19 protein-coding genes are annotated in these 21,527 nt (G+C 44.8%); 8 read left to right on the plus strand and 11 right to left on the minus strand.

From position 1 onward, the window contains the following. Positions 1-3: 3 nt before the first annotated feature. From napA to napF, 3 genes are read right to left on the minus strand one after another with little or no spacing between them, the layout of a single operon-like run. The gene (gene napA / locus M5X66_RS12940; protein WP_036952103.1) at positions 4-2,490 is read right to left on the minus strand and encodes a nitrate reductase catalytic subunit NapA; all 2,487 of its coding nucleotides are present in this window, start codon (positions 2,488-2,490) and stop codon (positions 4-6) included. After that, positions 2,487-2,756 carry a chaperone NapD gene (gene napD / locus M5X66_RS12945; RefSeq protein WP_006660695.1) on the minus strand — a complete coding sequence of 90 codons (270 nt, stop codon included), beginning with the start codon at positions 2,754-2,756 and terminating at the stop codon, positions 2,487-2,489. The genes napA and napD overlap by 4 nt, the downstream gene beginning before the upstream one ends. Continuing rightward, positions 2,740-3,231, minus strand: coding sequence for a ferredoxin-type protein NapF (gene napF, locus M5X66_RS12950; protein WP_108478306.1), 492 nt, complete (start codon positions 3,229-3,231; stop codon positions 2,740-2,742). The genes napD and napF overlap by 17 nt, the downstream gene beginning before the upstream one ends. A 758-nt stretch (positions 3,232-3,989) precedes the next feature. Between napF and nrfA the strand changes: the two genes are divergently transcribed. The 7 genes from nrfA to M5X66_RS12985 all read left to right on the plus strand — a co-directional run bounded on the left by nrfA (position 3,990) and on the right by M5X66_RS12985 (position 11,065). Then, positions 3,990-5,423 (plus strand): ammonia-forming nitrite reductase cytochrome c552 subunit, encoded by a 1,434-nt coding sequence (gene nrfA, locus M5X66_RS12955; protein ID WP_036952243.1) that lies wholly within the window; start codon positions 3,990-3,992, stop codon positions 5,421-5,423. 45 nt (positions 5,424-5,468) lie between these two features. After that, complete coding sequence (gene nrfB / locus M5X66_RS12960; protein WP_036952108.1) at positions 5,469-6,041, plus strand: cytochrome c nitrite reductase pentaheme subunit; 573 nt, start codon at positions 5,469-5,471, stop codon at positions 6,039-6,041. Then, the gene (nrfC, locus tag M5X66_RS12965) at positions 6,038-6,709 is read left to right on the plus strand and encodes a cytochrome c nitrite reductase Fe-S protein (protein ID WP_270103622.1); all 672 of its coding nucleotides are present in this window, start codon (positions 6,038-6,040) and stop codon (positions 6,707-6,709) included. Before nrfB ends, nrfC begins: the two co-directional genes overlap by 4 nt. Then, positions 6,706-7,662 carry a cytochrome c nitrite reductase subunit NrfD gene (gene nrfD / locus M5X66_RS12970; RefSeq protein ID WP_036952110.1) on the plus strand — a complete coding sequence of 319 codons (957 nt, stop codon included), beginning with the start codon at positions 6,706-6,708 and terminating at the stop codon, positions 7,660-7,662. Before nrfC ends, nrfD begins: the two co-directional genes overlap by 4 nt. Before the next feature lie 23 nt (positions 7,663-7,685). After that, positions 7,686-9,470: a heme lyase CcmF/NrfE family subunit gene (locus M5X66_RS12975; RefSeq protein ID WP_270103623.1), complete on the plus strand. Its 1,785-nt coding sequence runs from the start codon at positions 7,686-7,688 to the stop codon at positions 9,468-9,470. Further along, positions 9,463-10,557 (plus strand): heme lyase NrfEFG subunit NrfF, encoded by a 1,095-nt coding sequence (gene nrfF, locus M5X66_RS12980; protein WP_036952112.1) that lies wholly within the window; start codon positions 9,463-9,465, stop codon positions 10,555-10,557. Before M5X66_RS12975 ends, nrfF begins: the two co-directional genes overlap by 8 nt. A 106-nt stretch (positions 10,558-10,663) precedes the next feature. Beyond that, positions 10,664-11,065, plus strand: a complete 402-nt coding sequence (locus M5X66_RS12985; RefSeq protein WP_270103624.1) for a hypothetical protein — start codon at positions 10,664-10,666, stop codon at positions 11,063-11,065. A gap of 57 nt (positions 11,066-11,122) precedes the next feature. Here the strand turns inward: M5X66_RS12985 and M5X66_RS12990 are convergent, their stop codons facing one another. After that, positions 11,123-11,359: a GDCCVxC domain-containing (seleno)protein gene (locus M5X66_RS12990; protein ID WP_036952115.1), complete on the minus strand. Its 237-nt coding sequence runs from the start codon at positions 11,357-11,359 to the stop codon at positions 11,123-11,125. A 184-nt stretch (positions 11,360-11,543) separates the two neighbouring features. Here M5X66_RS12990 and yegD point away from each other — a divergent pair, with 184 nt between their 5' ends. After that, positions 11,544-12,896, plus strand: coding sequence for a molecular chaperone (gene yegD, locus M5X66_RS12995; protein WP_036952117.1), 1,353 nt, complete (start codon positions 11,544-11,546; stop codon positions 12,894-12,896). Positions 12,897-12,945: 49 nt separating this feature from the next. Here the strand turns inward: yegD and M5X66_RS13000 are convergent, their stop codons facing one another. From M5X66_RS13000 to M5X66_RS13030, 7 genes are all read right to left on the minus strand, one after another. Continuing rightward, a complete protein-coding gene (locus M5X66_RS13000; RefSeq protein ID WP_036952118.1) occupies positions 12,946-13,617 on the minus strand; it encodes an ABC transporter ATP-binding protein in 672 nt (223 codons plus the stop codon). Between the two features lie 27 nt (positions 13,618-13,644). Further along, the gene (locus M5X66_RS13005; protein ID WP_270103625.1) at positions 13,645-15,351 is read right to left on the minus strand and encodes an ABC transporter permease; all 1,707 of its coding nucleotides are present in this window, start codon (positions 15,349-15,351) and stop codon (positions 13,645-13,647) included. Continuing rightward, the gene (locus tag M5X66_RS13010) at positions 15,335-16,369 is read right to left on the minus strand and encodes a Fe(3+) ABC transporter substrate-binding protein (RefSeq protein ID WP_036952248.1); all 1,035 of its coding nucleotides are present in this window, start codon (positions 16,367-16,369) and stop codon (positions 15,335-15,337) included. Before M5X66_RS13010 ends, M5X66_RS13005 begins: the two co-directional genes overlap by 17 nt. Before the next feature lie 453 nt (positions 16,370-16,822). Then, positions 16,823-17,764 (minus strand): fimbrial protein, encoded by a 942-nt coding sequence (locus M5X66_RS13015; protein ID WP_154600064.1) that lies wholly within the window; start codon positions 17,762-17,764, stop codon positions 16,823-16,825. An 8-nt stretch (positions 17,765-17,772) separates the two neighbouring features. After that, positions 17,773-18,264, minus strand: coding sequence for a fimbrial protein (locus M5X66_RS13020; protein ID WP_036952250.1), 492 nt, complete (start codon positions 18,262-18,264; stop codon positions 17,773-17,775). 34 nt (positions 18,265-18,298) lie between these two features. Beyond that, the gene (locus tag M5X66_RS13025) at positions 18,299-18,802 is read right to left on the minus strand and encodes a fimbrial protein (RefSeq protein WP_036952253.1); all 504 of its coding nucleotides are present in this window, start codon (positions 18,800-18,802) and stop codon (positions 18,299-18,301) included. A gap of 43 nt (positions 18,803-18,845) precedes the next feature. Next, a complete protein-coding gene (locus M5X66_RS13030) occupies positions 18,846-21,482 on the minus strand; it encodes a fimbrial biogenesis usher protein (protein ID WP_270103626.1) in 2,637 nt (878 codons plus the stop codon). Positions 21,483-21,527: the final 45 nt, after the last annotated feature.

A 21,527-nucleotide genomic window follows, 5' to 3' on the forward strand; every position in this document is an offset into this window, starting at 1 on the left:
CAATTACACCTTTTCCAATTTAACTGCACATTTCTTGTAATCCGTCTCTTTCGATAGCGGATCCGTTGCATCCAGAGTGAGGTTATTCACTAACTGAGATGCATCGAAGAATGCCATATAAATCAAACCTTTTGGTGGGCGGTTACGACCACGAGTTTCCACGGTTGAGAGCACTTCACCACGGCGAGAAAGCACTTTCACTTTATCCCCACGGCGCAAGTCTTTCGCTTTTGCATCCAGCGGGTTCATAAACACCACGGACTCAGGGAATGCACGGTGCAACTCAGGCACGCGACGAGTCATACTGCCAGTATGCCAATGTTCAAGAACGCGTCCGGTGGATAACCATAAATCGTATTCAGCATCTGGCGCTTCTGCGGCTGGTTCAAATGGCAGTGCGAAAATCACCGCTTTACCATCTGGCTTGCCGTAGAATTGGAAACCTTGCCCAGCTTTTACGTAAGGGTCATTACCTTCGCTGTAGCGCCATTGGGTCTCTTTGCCATCCACAACTGGCCAGCGGATACCGCGAGCTTTGTGGTATGCATCGAAATCCGCTAAGTCATGACCATGACCACGACCGAAACTTGCGTACTCCTCAAACAGCCCTTTTTGCAGGTAGAAGCCGAGTTCACGAGATTCATCATTCAGCTGGTCAGCCGCCAGTTCTGTAATTGGGAATTTGGTCACTGATTCGTTAGCAAACAGAATGTCGTATAACGTTTTTCCGCGATATTCTGGTTTCTTCGCTAATAACTCTTCCGGCCAAACGTCTTCCGCTTTGAAGCGACGAGAGAACAACACCATCTGCATTAAGTCAGATTTTGCTTCGCCCGGTGCTGGCACTTGTTGACGCCAGAATTGTGTACGACGCTCTGCGTTACCGTATGCCCCTTCTTTTTCTACCCACATCGCTGTCGGTAAAATCAGGTCAGCAGACAGTGCGCTGACAGTTGGGTATGGGTCTGAAACCACAATAAAGTTGCGTGGGTCGCGCCAACCTGGCATACGCTCTTCATTAATATTTGGACCCGCCTGCATATTGTTATTGCACATCACCCAATAGAAATTGAGCTTGCCATCTTTTAATGCGCGGTCTTGAGCAACAGCGTGTAATCCCACTTTTTCTGGGATAGTTCCCGCTGGTAATTTCCACACGTTTTCCACTTTTTCACGGTGTTTTTCGTTGGTGACCACCATGTCGGCTGGTAAACGGTGAGAGAACGTCCCCACTTCACGCGCAGTACCACAGGCTGACGGTTGACCTGTTAAGGAGAACGGTCCACAACCTGGTTGAGAAATTTTACCGGTCAATAAGTGCAGGTTGTATGCCAAGTTATTCGCCCAGACGCCACGCGTGTGCTGGTTGAAGCCCATTGTCCAGTAGGAAACGACTTTCACGTTAGGATCTGCATACAGCTTAGCTAGCGCTTCTAACTGATCTTTCGGAACACCCGTCATTTCAGCGGTTTTGTCGAGGGTATATTCCGCAACAAACGCTTTGTAATCTTCGAATGTCATTGGCTCAGAGGCATCCGAACCTGGGTTTTTCGCCTTTTGCTCTAAAGGATGCGTTGGACGTAAACCATAACCAATATCAGTAACCCCACGACGTAAATTAACGTGTTTATCAAGGAAGTCCTGATTCACCGCATTGTTTTGAATAATGTAGTTAGCGATGTAGTTGAGGATCACTAAGTCTGATTGCGGCGTAAAGACAATGCCGTTATCCGCTAATTCGAAGCTACGGTGTTTAAATGTAGACAGTACAGCGACACGAACATCAGGGTTAGATAGACGACGGTTGGTGATACGCGACCATAAAATTGGGTGCATTTCCGCCATGTTCGAACCCCACAGCACGAAAGCATCTGCATGTTCGATATCATCGTAACAGCCCATCGGTTCATCCATACCAAAAGTACGCATAAAGCCTACAACCGCTGATGCCATACAGTGACGTGCATTTGGGTCTAAGTTATTTGAACGGAAGCCACCTTTAAATAGTTTGGATGCAGCATAACCTTCCCAAACCGTCCACTGACCGGAACCAAACATTCCGATACCTTCAGGACCTTTCTCTTTGAGGGTGGTTTTGACTTTCTCTTCCATCACATCAAAGGCTTTTTCCCATGTAATTGGGGTAAATTCACCGTTTTTATCGTACTCACCGTCTTTCATACGCAAAAGCGGTTGAGTTAAACGGTCTTTTCCGTACATGATTTTTGGTAGGAAATAGCCTTTGATGCAGTTCAGACCACGGTTTACAGGAGCTTCAGGGTCACCTTGGCTCGCAACGATACGTCCGTTTTGCGTTCCAACTAAAACCCCACAGCCTGTACCGCAGAAACGGCAAGGTGCTTTATCCCATTTAATGCTTTCTTGCTGACCAACCACTGCTTTCGCAATACTTGGTACGCCAACGCCTGCCGCCGCAGCAGCGGCCGCTATCGCATTGGCTTTCATAAAGCTACGACGACTGAGTTTCATACTTTTTCCTCACATTGCTCATCCTGCTGGTGATAAACCAGTGAAACATCCAATACACCATCGATATCACGGATAAAATCGATAGTATCTAAAAGCGTTTTGCTGTCTTCCCCTTCCACAACCACAATTAACTTGCCATTTTCAGGGGAGGAAATAGCCACTTCGCAGTTGGGTTCTTGATGTAATTCATCTGTCACAGCTGGAATGCGTTCACTTTTGACTTGAACAATCAAACTGCAAACTTGCCAGTTATTGTGCATCTTCATGCTCCATGGTAATGGCTGATACAGGACATCCTGCGACACATGCGCCACAACCTGTACAACCCTGCATATCAATGTTTGGCTGGTAAATACCGGCCAGTGATGGACGAAAGGCGATCACTTGAGGCTCACAACTGTCTTCACAACGACGACATTCAATCGATTTGTACGCCAGACAGTGTTGCCCAATGGCAATCTTGATATTCCAAGGCTGGGTATTTTGAGGAAGGAATATAGGCTCAGGACAGGCCTCTGCACATGCATAACAGAATGTGCATTCACCACGCTGAAAATCGACCATGGGATAGCCACCAGGACCTGGTTGCAAAATTGCCGTTTCACAACTCTTGATACACTGGTTACAACGAGTGCACTGTTCAATAAAACGTGCTTCGCTACCACTCCATGGTGGTCGAATTACGGGTGCAGCATTACGCCAAGCCCCCGTTAAAACTCCCCTACGGGTGATATCAACCATGTTTATTTCCTTTACATTGCCCAACCAAAAACTGCTAAAAGAGACTGATAAACCGTACTTTTTATATGATTATTTATTGTGAATATTAATTAGCTAACTATCAAAAATACATACTACCTAGTAGGTAAACTAACTTTTGGCGTTATTATGAAGAAAATAGTCATTCTTTGACGTTTCACATCGAAGACACTGTACAAATATCGAGAAAGGCAGATTTGAGGTCGTTTTATAATTATTCATTAACATTTAATAAATATGATTTGCGAATTTAAACCTTATTTTTAATAGTCAAATTTATAATTAATGAAAATATATACCACTAAAGTAGTATATCATGAGCACTTTTACAAAAAACTATATTTACTTTTTTTGATTTTACGCACGTTTTAATTCAAAAATTAACCAACTTATTAATCCATTGTATTAGTAAAAATATAATTAATTATAAATATCAGCATGATAATGAAAAACTCAAAGTGTAAATAACAATCATTATTATTTAATGATTTAATCCATACTCTGCGTTAAAAAATAAAATTTAATATTTTTTTATTTATTCAATTTTCTCCATTTTTATTATTTTTCATCGATTAAAAAGTAAACTCATTTTAATTATTGATCAAAGACAATATTTTTTGTGTGGTTTTTTGCTAATTATATAAGTTGGCAATTGTCTGATAGCAATAGTGCGATTGTTATCAAATATAAAAATAAATACAGCTAATGGGATGGCTGGCTTAAAAACACTCGAGGCCCTTATGGCAAAGATAAGAAATAATGCACTGTACCTACTGAGTGTGCTTGCAGGGATATTTCTATTTACCTCTGTACAGGCACAAACTCCAACAAAAGATTCCACATCAACCATCAACGCTCGAAACGAAACGTTTGAAGCGGCACACCCTGATCAATACCATTCATGGCGAGCAACTTCAGAACAATCACAACGAGAAGATGCACTGGCTGAAGATCCTCGCCTCGTCATCTTATGGGCAGGTTATCCTTTCTCTCGTGACTACAATAAACCTCGTGGTCACGCCTATGCGATTATCGATGTTCGTGAAACACTGCGGACTGGCGCGCCAAAAAATGCTGAAGATGGTCCTCTTCCTATGGCATGTTGGAGCTGTAAAAGCCCTGACGTTGCTCGATTAATTCAGGAACATGGGGAAGATGGCTACTTCAAAGGCAAATGGGCAAAAGGAGGCCCTGAAGTCGTCAACGTATTGGGCTGTGCAGATTGCCACAAAACAGACTCACCTGAGTTTGCCAAAGGTAAGCCTGAACTCACTCTTTCTCGCCCATACGCAGAACGTGCCATGGAAGCTATCGGTAAACCATTCGATAAAGCGAGCCGCTTCGACCAACAATCTATGGTATGCGGTCAATGCCACGTTGAATACTATTTCTCTGGCGAAACTAAAGCCGTGAAATTCCCTTGGGATAACGGCACCAAAGTCGAAGACATGGAAGTGTACTACGACAACATTGCCTTCTCTGATTGGACAAACTCCCTGTCTAAAGCCCCAATGCTCAAAGCCCAACACCCTGAGTATGAAACTTGGAGCGCAGGTATCCACGGCAAAAACAATGTGACCTGTATTGACTGCCACATGCCAAAACTGCAAAACGAAAAAGGGGAACTGTATACCAGCCATAAAATCGGTAATCCATTCGATAACTTTGAACAAACCTGTAGTAGCTGTCATACCCAAAGCAAAGAGCAACTTCAAAGTATCGTTGCTGAGCGTAAAAAAGCTATCCAAGAGATGAAAATCAAAGTGGAAGATCAGTTAGTACGCGCTCACTTTGAAGCTAAAGCAGCTTGGGATGCAGGCGCAACCGATGCTGAAATGAAAGATATCCTTGCTGATATCCGTCATGCGCAGTGGCGTTGGGATTTAGCTATCGCGTCACACGGTATCCACATGCATGCACCAGATGAAGGGTTACGTATGCTTGGTGGGGCAATGGATAAAGCCGCAGATGCCCGAGCCAAACTGGCGCGTTTACTGGGTTCAAAAGGCATTACTCATGAAATCGCGATCCCAGATATCTCCACCAAAGATAAAGCGCAACAAGCCATCGGCTTGGATATGCAGAAAATTAATGCCGAAAAACAAGAGTTTTTAAAGACTGTGGTACCTGAATGGGATGCACAAGCTCGTAAAAACGACCTGTTAGCCAAATAACCACTCACCCCAGTTCGCTGGGGTGCGATAACCAATGGAGTGAATATGAGCGTACTACGTTCGTTATTAACTGCTGGGGTGCTGGCGTCAGGCTTGTTATGGGCGATATCCGCGTCGGCAACACCACAAATGGCTGAAGAAGCTAACAAAGACGGTCGTTGGCAAGTTACGCAGCAGCGTAATCCAGACAATGCTTGCCTTGATTGCCATAAACCCGATAAAGAAGGGATGCATGGCACTCATGCTGAGGTCATTAACCCGAATAATAATTTGCCGGTGACGTGCACCAATTGTCACGGCAAACCGGGTCCCAATCACCGTGAAGGCGTCAAAGACGTCATGCGGTTTAATGATCCAATGTACAGCGTGGAACAACAAAATAGCGTCTGTTTATCTTGCCACTTACCTGAACAACTGCAAAAAGCGTTTTGGCCCCACGATGTTCACGTGACCAAAGTGGCTTGCGCGAGTTGTCATGACCTCCATCCTAAGCAAGACACCATGAAAGTGCTGAACGATAAAGGTAAGGTCAAAATCTGCGTGGATTGTCACTCAGATCAGCGAGATAACCCGAACTTTAACCCCGCTGCGGTGAATGTTCTTAAGGAGCAGCCATGAGTTGTTCTCGTCGTCAATTCATAATCTATTCAGGCACACTGGCGGCGGTAGGCGGTGTGGCGGGGCATTCTCTCGCCAATACCATGAAAGTTGACGGGGTGCGATATGGCATGATCCACGATGAAACACTGTGTATCGGCTGTACCGCCTGTATGGATGCATGTCGGGAAGTCAACCAAGTTCCAGAAGGCGTATCACGCCTAACGATTATTCGTAGTGAACCCATCGGCCAATTTCCTGACGTCAAATATCGGTTCTTCCGCCACTCTTGCCAACATTGCGAACATGCCCCTTGTGTCGATGTCTGTCCTACAGGGGCTTCATTCATCGATAAAACCACGGGGATTGTGGACGTAAACCCTGACCTATGTGTTGGTTGTCAATACTGTATTGCCGCCTGCCCTTACCGCGTCAGATTTATTCATCCCATCAGCAAAACCGCCGATAAATGCGATTTTTGCCGTAAAACCAATCTCAAAAAAGGGAAGCAACCAGCTTGTGTCGAAGCCTGCCCAACCAAAGCGTTGGTGTTTGGTAATTTAGATGATCCAAACAGTGCGGTATCACTAATGCTCCATGAAAAACCGACCTATCGATTCAAAATTGCACTGGGAACGAAACCCAAAATGTACCGAGTTCCCTTTAAATATGGGGAGGTTAGCCAATGACAACCACTTCAGCTTTTCATTTTGAGTCGTTAGTCTGGGACTGGCCTATCGCCGTTTACCTGTTTTTGATTGGTATCTCTGCGGGGTTAGTGGTTCTGGCAGTATTGATGCGCCAATATGTACCCAATGCTGCCACCAGCAATAGTACTATCATGCGTACAACGCTAATTTTAGCGCCGACCACCATTATTCTTGGTCTACTGATCCTCATTTTCCACTTAACCCGTCCATGGACGTTCTGGAAATTGATGTTTCACTACAGCCCAACTTCTGTGATGTCCATGGGGGTAATGCTGTTCCAAGTTTACATGGCGGTGTTAGTGGTTTGGCTGGCTAAAATTTATGAGCAAGAACTCGTTGGGCTACAACAAAAATGGCTACCTAAGCTAACGATAGTGCCTCGCGTTTTAGGCTGGCTAAGTCGCATCATGCGCGGGTTAGATATTGCTATGCTAGTCTTAGCCGTATTACTGGGCGCTTATACGGGATTCTTGTTATCAGCCCTCAAATCCTATCCGTTCTTAAACAACCCAATATTACCGGCTCTATTTCTCTTTTCGGGAATTTCGTCGGGACTGGCGGTGAGTTTACTGGCAATTGCCCTACGCTATCGCAAGAATGTTCATAACCCTGAAACGGTCTTTTTACACCGCGTAGAAAGCTTCGTTGTCTGGTTAGAGATATTTTTGCTAGCGGCCTTCTTTGTGGGGCTAGCGCTCGGTGATGATGGCAAACTGCGTTCATTAATTGCGGCATTAGGCGGAGGTTTCTGGACGTGGTGGTTCTGGCTTGGCGTCGTGGGGATTGGTTTTGTTATTCCCCTCCTGTTGAAAAAATGGCAACAACAAGGTAGCCAAGCTTTTCGGGTTATTGTGGTCAGTGGCGCAAGCTTAATTGGCGTGTTTTTCCTGCGTTTTTTCGTCCTGTACGCAGGGCAACTGACAGTCGCATAACCGACTTAAAATAAAGGTGATACTTGGAAATTTTCCTTCCCGAAATAGGGTTTATCAGCTTGCTACTGGCGCTGTGTATCACCGGCTATCATACCCTATTGGGGTTTATCGGCGTTTTCAGGCACGTCCCGAGGCAAATGTCTCAGGGCGTGCTCTGGACGTCTTTGCAATTCACTTTTTTATTAACTGCGTTTCTCTGTTTAACCGCCAGCTTTGTATTCAGTGATTTTTCCGTTATTTATGTGGCTCAGCATAGCCACAGTTTATCCCCCCTAGTGATTAAAATTGCTGCCGTTTGGGGAGGGCACGAAGGTTCGCTGCTGCTGTGGGTTCTGTTTTTCTCTGGCTGGACTACCTTATTTGCATGGCGTTATCGCCGCCAAAATAGCCCATTTTTCCCTTTAACGTTGTGTGTACTGGCTGCTATATGCACGGCGTTATTGCTGTTTGTTGTGTTCTATTCCAACCCATTTGAACGCCTGTTTCCGCCTGCAATTGAAGGTCGCGACCTCAACCCGATGCTGCAACATTGGGGACTAATTTTACACCCGCCGCTACTTTACCTTGGTTACAGCGGATTGATGCTAGTGGCAGCGTTAGTGCTCGCATCATTAATGGCGACACCTACCCTACTTCCCGAAAATTCCAGCCAGACTATTGCTCAGTTGTGTTGGCGATTTGCGGTACCAAGTTGGTGCATACTCACTAGCGGTATCATCCTCGGTTCTTGGTGGGCATACAGTGAATTAGGCTGGGGAGGATGGTGGTTTTGGGACCCTGTTGAAAACGCCTCTTTACTTCCTTGGCTTTCTGCCACGGCATTACTACACAGCTTATCTATCACTCGCCGAACAGGGCTATATCGCCACTGGAGCCTGTTGCTGGCGATTATCACATTAATTTTAGCGCTGCTCGGTACACTGATTGTCCGCTCTGGGATCTTAGTGTCCGTTCATGCATTTGCCTTAGATAACGTGCGTGCCGTTCCGCTATTTTTACTCTTTAGCGTTTTAAGCCTTGGTGCTCTGTTTATTTATGGTTGGAAGGCGAAATTTCCCCCTCAAGAGCCTCGGCGCAAAACATCGCGAGAAATCTATTTATTACTGACTTTGATTTTGTTTACCGCGGTTTTATGTATCGTACTGACTGGCACCTTATACCCGATGCTCTATGGTTTATTAGGGTTAGGTAAGATCTCGGTGGGGGCTCCCTATTTCAATCAGACATTACTGCCATTTGGCCTGTTGATGCTGGTGGTAATAGCGCTTGCCACGCTCAAATATCGCGATATTGCCAAGAACGGAAATCACAAACTACATCAGCGACTGTCGATGATTGTTCAGCAAAAATTCCCTGCTATTGTCGCCCACGCTGGGGTTGTGATGTTCGCTATGGGAATTGCCCTTTCCTCAACACAGAAATCAGAAATCAGCCAAAATATCGCCGTCGGGCAATCAATCTCAGTTGGCGGATATCAATTCCAATTTCAACAATTACAACTGGCAGCTGAATCTAACTACACCACCGAGAAAGCGCTGATCCACGTCAGTCAAAATGCAGGTCAAAATGGCTTTGATCTTATCACTGAACGCCGCCTGTATATGGCTCGCCAGCAACTGATGATAGAACCGGGGATCCACTGGGGATGGTTGCGATCTTGGTATGTGGTGCTGGGAGAAAAAACGGGCACTGAGCGCTATGCGATGCGTTTTTATGTACAAGAAGGCATTCAATGGATTTGGGGTGGTGGATTTGTGATGTGCTTAGGTGCGCTGATGAGTTGGTTTAGGGGGCGGAAGCATGATTAAAAAAATCGTTATGCTGTTTCTGCTCTTGTGCTCCTTGAATGTTCACGCCCAAATAGTGGATACATGGGCATTTAATTCCAATGAGGAGCAGGAATTATCCTTGCAGATTGCTTCACAACTACGTTGCCCGCAATGCCAAAACCAAAATTTATTAGAATCTAATGCACCTACCGCGGTCAGCATGCGCCATCAAGTCTTTAAAATGGTTTCTGAAGGAAAAAGTGAATCTCAGATTAAACGCTATATGACCGAGCGTTATGGTGACTTTGTTTTATATAATCCCCCATTAACGCTTAGTACCCTACTATTATGGTTACTTCCCGTATTTGCTGTTCTTTGTATTATCTTTATTTTATGGAAAACATTAAAAGTAAAAAATAAAATTAATCAGCCCATTATTTTATTAGATAATGCGATTCCATTAATAGAAAAATACAACCAGACTCACTCTGACATACAGTTATTACCGGCTATCAATAATGAAAAAACACTTCAGCATTCTCATTGGAATAAGATAAGTAACACCCTTATTCTCATCATAATCTGCATTATGATAGCGGGATATTTTTTATTACCGCGATTCCATTCAACACTTGATTTATATCAAAGACAAAATGACCCTATCTTGCTATTCACACCATTGGAGCGTGAAACGCAGGATCTACAACGTTTACAAGCAGATATTCGACAATCCCCTGAAAACAGTGAGCTTTGGGCTGTTTTAGGTGAATACTATCTTTATCAAAATAGCTATGAAAATGCCTTAATTGCCTATGGCTACGCACTCAAATATCGCGGAGAGAATGCCCAACTCTATGCCGCAATTGCCACGGTGATGTATTACCAAGCCGGACAAGTGGTTACAAATGACACACAAAAAATGATAGACAAAGCATTAAGTCTAGATAAGAATGAAGTCACCGCATTGATGTTATTAGCCTCAGATGCCTTTATCAATGCCAATTACACAACGGCGATTAATATCTGGCAAAACCTACTTGATAGTAATAATCCTAGAGTCAATCGCGCTCAAATTATTGAAGCCATTCACATGGCTAAATTAATGGAAAATAGTGGGAAACAGTGAATACAAATAATAAAGGCTCCTGAACCTTTATTACCTCGCGGTATCCATAATTGATAAAAAATAATAATAAGTTTATTTATTAAATATAATAATCTAGAAAAATATCATGACGAATAAGATGCTTTCTATCTTAGTGATTATTCTTATCGCAGGAGGATCATTTCTTGCAGGAGTAATGGCTAACTACACACCTGATTTAGATGTTATCAAGAAATCAGAGCGGGCTGTGGAAGACCTGCTGAGTTTCCCTAAAACCGTCGAATTTAAAGATGTGAAATACCATGTCATCAGAGAGACCTCTGATCGCGGTATGCTAGGCTATGTTTGTGGTCAAGTTCTGATATTTGATGCAAAAAATAGCTATAGCTACAAACGTTTTATGGTGAAAACGTATCTAAATGAAGATGGTAGAAATGTCGTTTCTATTCCACTATTGGATAGAGACGAAATGGAGTTTCCGATCGAGGAATTTAATTATTTGTGGCGTAAAAATTGTCAGAATAGATAATTATACTTAATTGAATATTATCTATCCCCTACGAAATTAATGATTTTTCTCGGTACTTTATTTACAGCAACATGAAGGCTTGCCTGTTAATTCTGCTTCTTGGATTGGCGGGCATTTCACTGTGCCATAAGAACAAAATACGCAGCAATCCCCTTCTAATGGCTTTAATAAGACGCCGCAACCTGTACATTCATAAAACCACTGACAAGCATTGGTTGGCATCTCTTCCATTTTCAAACACCCACATTCTGGGCATGTAATTTCAGACATCAATTCAATTTTGGCTTGACTCATTTGATACTCGATAGGGTCTTTCACAATAAATAATACTATTTATCTTACAAAATCATGTTGCTCTTATCCTTGCGCCAAATTAGGTTTCCCACACAAAATAAAAATGCAGTTCCAATAGCATTTCCCGCAAGGTTGATATACAGTTTTCCACTTTTTTCAAAGCACCCTAGATTTTGGAGGCGAAATGTTTATTGGTTTTGACTACGGAACATCTAACTGCTCCGTCGCAATCATGAAAGATGGTAAACCGCAATTGTTACCCCTTGAAGGCAGCAATTTTTATATTCCATCAACCTTGTGTGCGCCGACAAGAGAATCGGTTTCAGAGCACTTATTTCGCCATCTGAATATTTCTCCGACAGACTCAGTTGGTCAGCAAATCCTCCGACGCTCTATTGCGTTTAATCAGGATGAAGGCATTGAACTGGAGCCGGAAGATATTGTTTTCGGGCAAGCTGCGCTGGACTTATATTTAAGCGATCCTCGTGATGTCTACTATGTAAAATCACCTAAGTCTTTTTTAGGTGCATCAGGCTTACACGAAACCCAAGTCAGTTTCTTCGAAGATTTAGTGTGCGCCATGATGGCAAATATCAAGCATACTGCCGAAGCAAGTACCCAACAAACCATCACTGACACCGTGATTGGTCGCCCAATTAACTTCCATGGACGTGGTGGCGAGCTAGCGAATCAGCAAGCGGAAGCTATCTTATTAAAAGCCGCTAAACGTGCTGGATTTCAGAATATTGCGTTCCAGTTTGAGCCCGTTGCCGCAGGGTTAGAGTATGAATCCACCCTCACCAAAGATCAGACCATTTTAGTGGTGGATATTGGTGGGGGAACCACCGACTGCTCACTGATCCAAATGGGGCCTAGTTACAAAGATAGCCACGATCGTACAAGTTCTTTGCTAGCACATACAGGTCAACGTGTTGGCGGAAACGATCTGGATATTTTCATTGCCTTAAAACAGTTAATGCAGCTTTTTGGTATGGAAAGCCAATATCAATCGGGAATCAAAATGCCTCTATTGCAGTTTTGGAACCCGATTGCCATTAATAATGTGGAAGCGCAAAAAGAGTTTTATTCTCGCGCGAACCTCAATGCATTAACCCGCTTACAACAAGATGCTCAAGAGCCAGCCTTGCTGGCACGTTTGCTCGAGGTTTATCACCAAACGCTGGGTTACAGCATAGTACGCAAAGCGGAAGAGGCGAAAATCGCACTCTCTGATGAGCAAAATTACTTGGCGAAAATTGCATTATCAAAAGAGCTGCTTGAAGTGAATATTGGACGTGATCAGTTAATTGATGCGATTGAATCACCAAAAAGCAAAATGATTGAGTTGGTGAAAGAAGCCGTTGTACAAGGAGGCGTTCAACCGGACGCTATTTTTGTCACCGGGGGTAGCGCTCGCTCGCCTATCTTACATCAAGCGATTCAAGAACAACTGCCGAACATTCCCATTGTTCGTGGTGATGACTTTGGCTCGGTTACCGCTGGGTTAGCCCGTTGGGCGCAAACCTGCTTTAAATAATCGACTTCCCAATGCCGTTTGTGCGGCATTGGGTTTTCACGATCCTCAACTATTCCTCGAGTAAACGCCCCTCTTTTAAGTAGCTGATTTTATTTGCCATTAACTGAGCTTCATCTTCACTATGAGTTACCAACAGTGCTGTTTGCCCCGCCGCACGTAAAATATCCCGCACTTCTTGCCCTAAGCGTTTTCGGCTATCTGGATCAAGGCTAGAAAGCGGTTCATCCAGCAACAGTACCGCTGGCTGTGGCGCTAACGCTCGTGCTAATGCAATACGCTGCTGCTGACCACCCGACATTTCGTGAGGATAGCGTTCCGCTAAACCGCTCAATTCAACCAAGGTTAATAGTTGTTGAACGCGAGCGTGTTGCTGCTCTTTAGGCTGTTTTCTTAGCCCAAATGCCACGTTCTGCGCCGCCGTTAAATGAGGAAACAAGGCATAATCTTGGAAAACCATCCCAACATTACGCTGCTCAGGCGGCAAATGAAGGTTTGGACCCGCAACACAGCGCCCACCCACGTAGATGGTTCCTTGCTCTACCTGCTCAAACCCAGCAATCGCTCTCAAGGCAGTGGTTTTTCCGCATCCTGAAGCCCCAAGTAAACAGCCAATTTCCCCAGCATCAATATGCAAAGAGAAACCATTAAGTACATGGTTACGTTGATGTTTGCTGCCATAAGAAACATGGACATTGTCAAGAACTAAGGTTGAATCAGACACCGAAGACATTCCTTAACATAATCATTTTTATTGAGACGACCGTTTTGATTGAGATGATGTCAGCTGACTGCGCGCTAGGAGGATCACAGGCAATGTCCCTGCCAGCACAATTAATAGTGCCGCAATCGCGCCCTCTTCATAGGTTCCTCGCGCTGCCTCCGCATATAGCGAGGTTGCCAACGTCTCAAAATTCACCGGACGTAAAAGTAATGTGGTCGGCAACTCTTTCATCGCATCCGCAAAAACCAATAAAGCACTGGTGACAAGTGCCGGACGTAATAGCGGAAGGTGCACTCGAAAGAACGTTCGCAGCTCGCTTTCCCCTAACAGCCTTGAGGCTTGTTCCATACTCGGCGGAATACGGGTTAACCCAGCATCAATCGCCCCAATGGAGATCGCCATAAATCGAATTGAGCAGCAGATAACCAATAAAATTCCCGTAGATAACAGCGGTAATCCTCGAAAATCCAATAGCTCCGCCAGAAAATTATCCAGCGCCATACCCGGTGTTAACAAACCAATCGCTAATACCGTTCCTGGTACTGCATAACCCAGCGACGCAATTTTCATTAAGGCTCGTCGCCATTCTTGAGATGAACCAGAAATTGCACTCGCTCTGGCATACCACGCTACCACAATGCTCACCAACGTCACCACGACGGTGACACCCGCCGCTAGCAATAATGAGTTTTGTAGTGATTGCAACAGGCTGCTTGAGATTGTCATGCTGTCACTGATGCGTTTAAGGCTTTCCCATCCCAAAAAAAGTGCCGGTGCTAAAAAGCCTAACACCACCGGTAGCGCGGTGACACACGTGGCTAATATAGCTCGCCATCCAGTTAAACGCGATGGCAAGATCCCACGCATTTGCCGCCCAGTACTGTAACGCTGATTTTTTCGACCGTAATATTCTAACGCTAACAGCAAGATAATCACTGTTAACATCGAGCAGGCAATTTGCGCCGCAGCGGGTAGATCAGAGCGAGTCACCCATGTGGTGTACACCGTCACGGTCAATGTATTCACACCTAAAAATTCCGATGCGCCGATATCATTGAGGGTTTCCAGCAGAGCGAGGCTAGTACCCACTACTAAAGCAGGGCGCGCCATGGGTAACGCCACTCGGAAAAATGTTCCCGTGGAACTGAGCCCAAGGGTTCGAGCCGCTTCCAGCAAATGGGCTGGCTGGCTCATAAACATGGCTCGCATGGTCAAGTAAACATAGGGATAAAGCACCAGTCCAAGCAACAAAATGGCGCCCGTCATTGAACGAAGATCAGGGAGGCGGAATTGGCGCGGCGAGTCGTACCCTAACACGCTACGAATAAATTCTTGAATCGGTCCAATAGGATGCAGTAAATCTAACCATGCAAACGCCACAATATAGGTTGGCATCGCAAGGGGCAGTAGCAGCGCCCAGCTAAACAGCTTTCGACCAGGAAAATCAAACGCGGTCACCAGCCAGGCACACCCCGCCCCAATGGTCATCACCATGGCACCAACACCCAGCAGTAAAATTAAGGTATTTAAGATGGCATCGGGAAGCACATAGCGCATCAAATGTTCCCAATGGCTGAATCCAGAGCTTGCGGCCAGACCCAATAAAAACAACAAAGGGGTCAGAACGCCAAGCGTAATGACCACCACGGAAAGAGTTAATGGCGAGAAACCGACGCGCGGCAGCCCGAAAGCCCCGCGCGTAGAGGTTAAGCCAGTTTTATTGATCGAATCCAACTTTATCTACCAACTGACTCGCTTGTTTACGGTATTTCACAATTTCAGTAAGTGGGAGGGTATCCACATTGATTTCCCCAATTGCGTTATTGATAGTGGCATCCAGTGGAACGCCTTTGCGAATTGGGTATTCATAGTTTGCTTGCGCGTACAGCTGTTGTGCAGGAACAGAAACCAGATATTCCATCAACTTAACCGCTTCTGCTTTATGAGGAGCATGGCGCGCAACGGCTGCACCAGTGATGTTGACGTGCGTACCGCCATCGGTAAAGGTTGGCTGAACCACTTTGATAGCATCTCCCCATTTACGTGCGTCAGTGCCCTCTTTGGCATTTTTCATGTGACCCACATAGTAAGAGTTCGCTAAACCGACATCGCAGATACCGCCAAGGATATCACGAGCGACATCACGGTCTCCGCCCGTTGCTTTACGTGCTAAGTTAGCTTTCACACCGCGTAACCACGCTTCCGTTTTCGCTTCACCGTCGTGGGCAATCATTGCTGCCACTAACGCTGTGTTATACGGGTGCTGGCCTGCGCGGATACAAATTTTGTCTTTCCATTTAGGGTCGGCTAAATCTTCATACGTGATGCTAGTTAACGGTAAATCTTTTTCCGCATACAGCACTCGAGCACGCATCGATAAACCAAACCATTGGTTATCTTTGTCGCGTAATGAAGCTGGAATAGCATCAGTTAATACTTTTGAATCAACAGGCTGCGTAACACCTGCTTCAACTAAATCGATGAGGTTACCCGCATCCACCGTCATTAATAAGTCTGCGGGAGAGTTTTTACCTTCCGCTTTGACGCGCTCTAACATGCCGTCTTTGACATAGACAGTGTTGACGTCAATGGCAGTTTCTTTAGTAAAGGCATCCAGCAGTGGCTGGATCAGCCCCGGCTCACGAGTGGTATATAACGTTAGGGAATCTTTTGCCATGGCAGGCAATGCGCAGGTAACAATAAGCGATGAGGCCAACGTAATTAAACGCGTTTTATTACGTAAAAAATACATTTTTTTCAACATGTTGCTATCTTCTCCAAGGTGAAGTGATGCTTAAACTAGTATATTGAGTATTTTTAACTGGTCGAAAAAAGTATATTGATAACCAATCTCGTTTGCAAATTATTTTCATCGGTTAATAATACGTATTAATGATTATTAAAATTTATTTATAATTTATTATTTGGCATTTATTCTTTTTTGAAGGATTTTTTGTGGGTGGTCTGCGGTCTGTATTCAGAGTTTGTAAAATAAAACCCAAGATTACCAAAACGATAATAATGACCATATTCTACAATAATATTAATAGGTTGAGGTCTCTGTGATGGGAAAATGATAAAAGATCTACTGCTCCCCTATCACAACGGATCATCCGAATTTCTGCTGAGCATATGAATCTTTATTTAACGCAAAAAGGCTCAAGATATTTCTTCTTGAGCCTTTTCATCTATCTAATTCAATTCACTAATCGTACATAAATGTCACGCCAATCACCGACTGCACTTTCCCTGCCGTCACCTGACCTTGGGTTCTTGAATATCGCGCGCTTAGTCCTAAGTTCACCGCTGAACTTCCTACTCGACCTAACTGAACGTTTTGGTTTGCTGGAATTGCATTACCATTGCGAACCATTTGGATCCCTACTCCTTTTGCGGCATTAGCACCAGACAGTGTATTAGCAAAAATATTGCTGCTCGTATCGGTTGTTCCCGTTAAATAGTAGGAGATATTTTGGCTCGAAGCACAATAGATAGATAACGGTACCGGCTGAGCGCTTCCTGGATATTCCGGTAAGTTAACGACCACATTACGCGAAGAAACATCACAACCACCAATAGGCACCACAACATCATTGTTGGCATACAAATTCCATGTAAAGGTCGATGTATTGACGTTACCGCCCCCTACTATGTTAGAACCAACTTGGTACATTACCAATGTCGCAAAGTGGGTTCCTCGGTTAACCACTACACCTCCCGCCGCAGAAATTGGAGTTAAATACAATTGGGTATTCCATGCTGTGTAATTGCCCGATGGAAAATCTTGCTGGTGAGTTGGGTTAGTCAAAGGGAACGTATAGCTTGAGCCATAATACCGTAATGAGCCTCGAAAGTTATTCAATACTCCACCATAAGCGGAACCACGGATCATGTTCACTTGGTCACGTCGCGCTGATGGGTCATCGTTCTTACAAAATATTGAATTCGATAAATCGACCACTAAGTTTTGACCAGCTTGAACACTTGGCTGCAAGTTAACATACGCATTGGCAGTCACTGGGCTTTGTGTGTAGCTTAAAACGTTTCCTGTTGAGTCGTAACAGGTAAAAGCATACACCGAAGAAACACCGGCAAAATAGATAAATGCGTTAATAAAGATTAATTTAACTAGCTGTTTTATATTCATAATATTGCTCACAGATACGTGTAGGTGACATCAATTGCCGCTTGGATGGTGCCTTGTGTCGCCCCGCCTCTCACCGATATTGCCCTTACCTGTAAAGGAAAACTGGTTGAAAGCGTTGCATCGCTGACTGGCATGCGTTTTTGTGCGCCGTTATTTAAGTTATTACCCGATGAATCTTGAAGTTGCAGCTGGATATTGCCTGCCGTACCTTGGTTTTTGTAGTATCCCACCGAATCAGCGACACCTTTAAAGGTCGCCATAACCACTGATGTACCAACAGGGCAATTGGTCAAATCCAACGACACCGTATGCCAATCCGATGCTGATCCCGGAGAGGTTAAATTGAACGTGTAAAGATCACCCAAATCCACATTGGCCGTCTTAGTTGATACCGTACAAGGCTTTGCAACAACGCTCCCATTGACCGTCACAGTTACGTCAGCCGCGTGTGTGGAGGTTATTGATGAAGATAACAGCCCCAAAAATAAAGCTGTCATCATTGTTGATTTATACGTCATTCATCGCATCCTCTATTTACTGGAATTCAAGCGTAAATGTGGCGGTTGCTCGAATATGCCCTGCCGTAACGGGCAATTTTGACGCCATTAAACGTGCATTGAAATTGAGCGTATTGGCTTTTCCTGCCACTAAAGGCGTCCATGCAATATTATTTGAGTCCGCATTGAGGACTAATGGATTTTTAGCACTGTCTAAAATCTGAATACCAGCCCCTGTTGCATTTGCGCTGCCGGGTTCTAATGCCAACAAGGTTTTGTTACTCGAGTCTGCAATACCGACAAACCCAACTTTGACTGCCGTTACCGCAGAACCGCAAGGTGTTAGCTCAATACGAAACGGCACTGTTGGCGTCACTTCCCCCACTGAGTGCAGCTGTTTCACCGCATTCAGGAGCAAATCCACCACTTGATTTTGTGAACCAGGAGCCACGGCACAAGTGTTATCTCGTACATTGCCTGTAATGTTAATGGTGCTATCCGCCGCCAATGCATTGGAACACAAGCACAAAGAGGTCAACATTGAGGCAAAGAAAATATTCGATTTATCAAACACTATGGGCTCCTTAGAGGCACTCGGCACTATACTTACTGAGGATTTCATATTGGCTTTCTGCTGGCAGTGTGTAATTGACCTTACACTGAGCATCCGCCCCATCTCCCCAACGTGCGATTAATTGTCCGGTTAACGGCAAACCAGTTAAGTAAACTTGCCCATCTTCCGCCACAATATTGCCACCACTATTTTCACCAGAAGAAACAACCGAGCCGAATGGCACCGGTTTTCCATGGCGAGTTAATGTCATCAGCACTTTGATCCCAACTTTCGGTTGGAAATCAGCGCGAACGACAGCGCCACGAGTTGGCACCACATTCAGAACGGGATCATCCAGATCCACGTTATTCGCTAACGTATTGGTATTCAAAGCAATACGGTTTTCACGATATTCAGTGGCATAAGGTAATACCGCATAGCCCCGCCAGTCAGTCTCAACCCCCGTTTGGTTTTCGACTTTCACATGTCCCGCACCTGGCGCTTTCACTAATACCACGGTATCGTTCATTGGCTGGCTCAGCGTTAATCCATTTTCATGAGCTAAGACGCCCCCACTCAAACCGTAGTAAACTTGGCGAATGTTATCGGCATAGCTATAACCGACGTTGGCATTTCCATAAGCCCCGCGATAGTTCAGTGACGTATAGCCTGTCCCCGAAGAGTTACCTTGTCCACCGCCTGCATACCCAGCTTGAACGCTATAACTTAAGTTATTGTCTTCCAATAACGTTCCGTATAAACCGGCGGTGTTGTTTACGCGACCTTTGAGATCGTGAGAAACGTTGTAACTTGCGCTGGCATTACGCCAGATAGACTGACTGTCTGAACGTAACCAATGGCTAAAGGGAATGTTGACGTTCAATGCCAGCATTTGGTCGTTGCCATCCTGCCATGAGTTTTTGGACAGACTGTAACTTAATCCCCAACTAATCCCTTTAATCAGGGTGTTAATCCCTACCTGTAATTGCTTATCCGCTTTACTGGTATTCCAATACGTTTCATGACTTCCCGTCACATACATAGTGGATTGCTCACCCAACTGCTGGGTTAGAGTTAACTGAATTTTTTCGCGCTTGTTATAAGCTAAGTTGTAATAGTCAGAAAACTTAGGTGTCACTTGGATAATGCCGTCTTGCGTCGCAAGGTTATACCCTGACATCCGTTTGTACGTCGTATCCGCAAATGAGTAGTAACCCTTTGTTGAATACCGATAACCCGCCAGCTGAATAATCGTGCCCGTTTCATTCAGAGATTTGTTATATAAGAAACGAATTGACTGACCTTGATGGTTGCTATCATCCGGTAATTTGGCATTGGCATGGGTAATATCGATAGATAGCGCCCCAAAGACACCGATATTTTTACCTATCCCTGCGTTAAAAGCTTGGTAACGATTGGCTAACTGAGTTCCACCATAGAGCGTCCAGCCATATGACAAACCGTGCAGTAACGTGGTTTGTAAGAATGTCGGTTTTTCCTGATTGCCGCTTCCCGAACGGTAATCCCCTACAGTGACGGCATATTGTGTATGCCCTTCACGTTGGAGCAACGGAACGGATGAATATGGCACGGTGAAGCTCTGTACGGATCCATCCGCTTCCGTGATAGTCACATGCAAATCACCACTATTTCCCGCAGAATAGAGATCGTTAATCACAAACGGTCCCGGTGGGAATGTGTTGCGATAGATCTCATAGCCATTTTGCTTAACAGAGACATCCGCTGTACCGCGAGCGATCCCTCGGATCACGGGCGCAAATCCTTTTTGGCTTTCAGGCAGCATATTATCGTCCGAGGCTAATTGAATGCCTCGGAAGTTAACACTGTCGAAAATTTCTCCCGGAGTGTAGCTATCACCCAGTGTCAAACGAGAGCGGATCACATTGATGCCACGCTCTAAATAGGTATTGATATGCTCCCAGCGAGTTTCGCTATTTGCTGTGCCTGTGCTGTGGCTCCATGTGGAGTTATCCCGTAAGCGCCACGCACCAAAGTTTAAACCACTTTGTAGATTCAAATAGTTATAGCTACTGTGCTTTCCGTCTTGATTACGTGCGCTGCTTCCCGTCAGGCTATAGTTTAAAATCCCTGCCGTGATCCCTGAATCCCAAAGTTCTGGAGGAATAAAACCTCGCGCTTTGTCTTTCATAAACAGTTGTGGAACGGTGATATATAACCGTTGCAAGCCCACATCAAATCTCGCCGTTGAATCCTTCACGGTGGATGATAATGGTTCACAGGTATCTTTGGGCTTCGTCTGTAATTCTGGCAGCGCTAATGTATTGATCCCCATCTTGGCCAATTCATTAGGCGTCAAACAAGGGGACAGCTGTTTATCATTTTTATCCAGAACAAAATTCACATCCCGGGTGAGTAAATAGCCATCATTAAGATAAACATCAACACGATAAGTCCCTTCAGGAACTTCTTGCCCTTGTTCAAACGCAGATAAATCTGCGACTGCTGAAGGATCATCCGCTAAGAAACGAGGGTTAAAATATAACTCTGCCGTCGCCCATGTTGGATAAAGGCATGCGCCTATCAAGAATGCCAGCGGAACCAAAGGAAAATGGCGTTCGAATCTGCATCCCAAAAATGATCCTTTTTTTGAAATTAATAGCCCTTTTTCAGATGTCAGATGTGACATGTCCCCTCCGCTCAACAATGTTGCTCAGCAAATTTCCAATTTGGA

The sequence above is a fragment of the Providencia sp. PROV188 genome (assembly GCF_027595165.1).
In the GTDB taxonomy this organism is placed as follows: Bacteria; Pseudomonadota; Gammaproteobacteria; order Enterobacterales; family Enterobacteriaceae; genus Providencia; species Providencia lanzhouensis.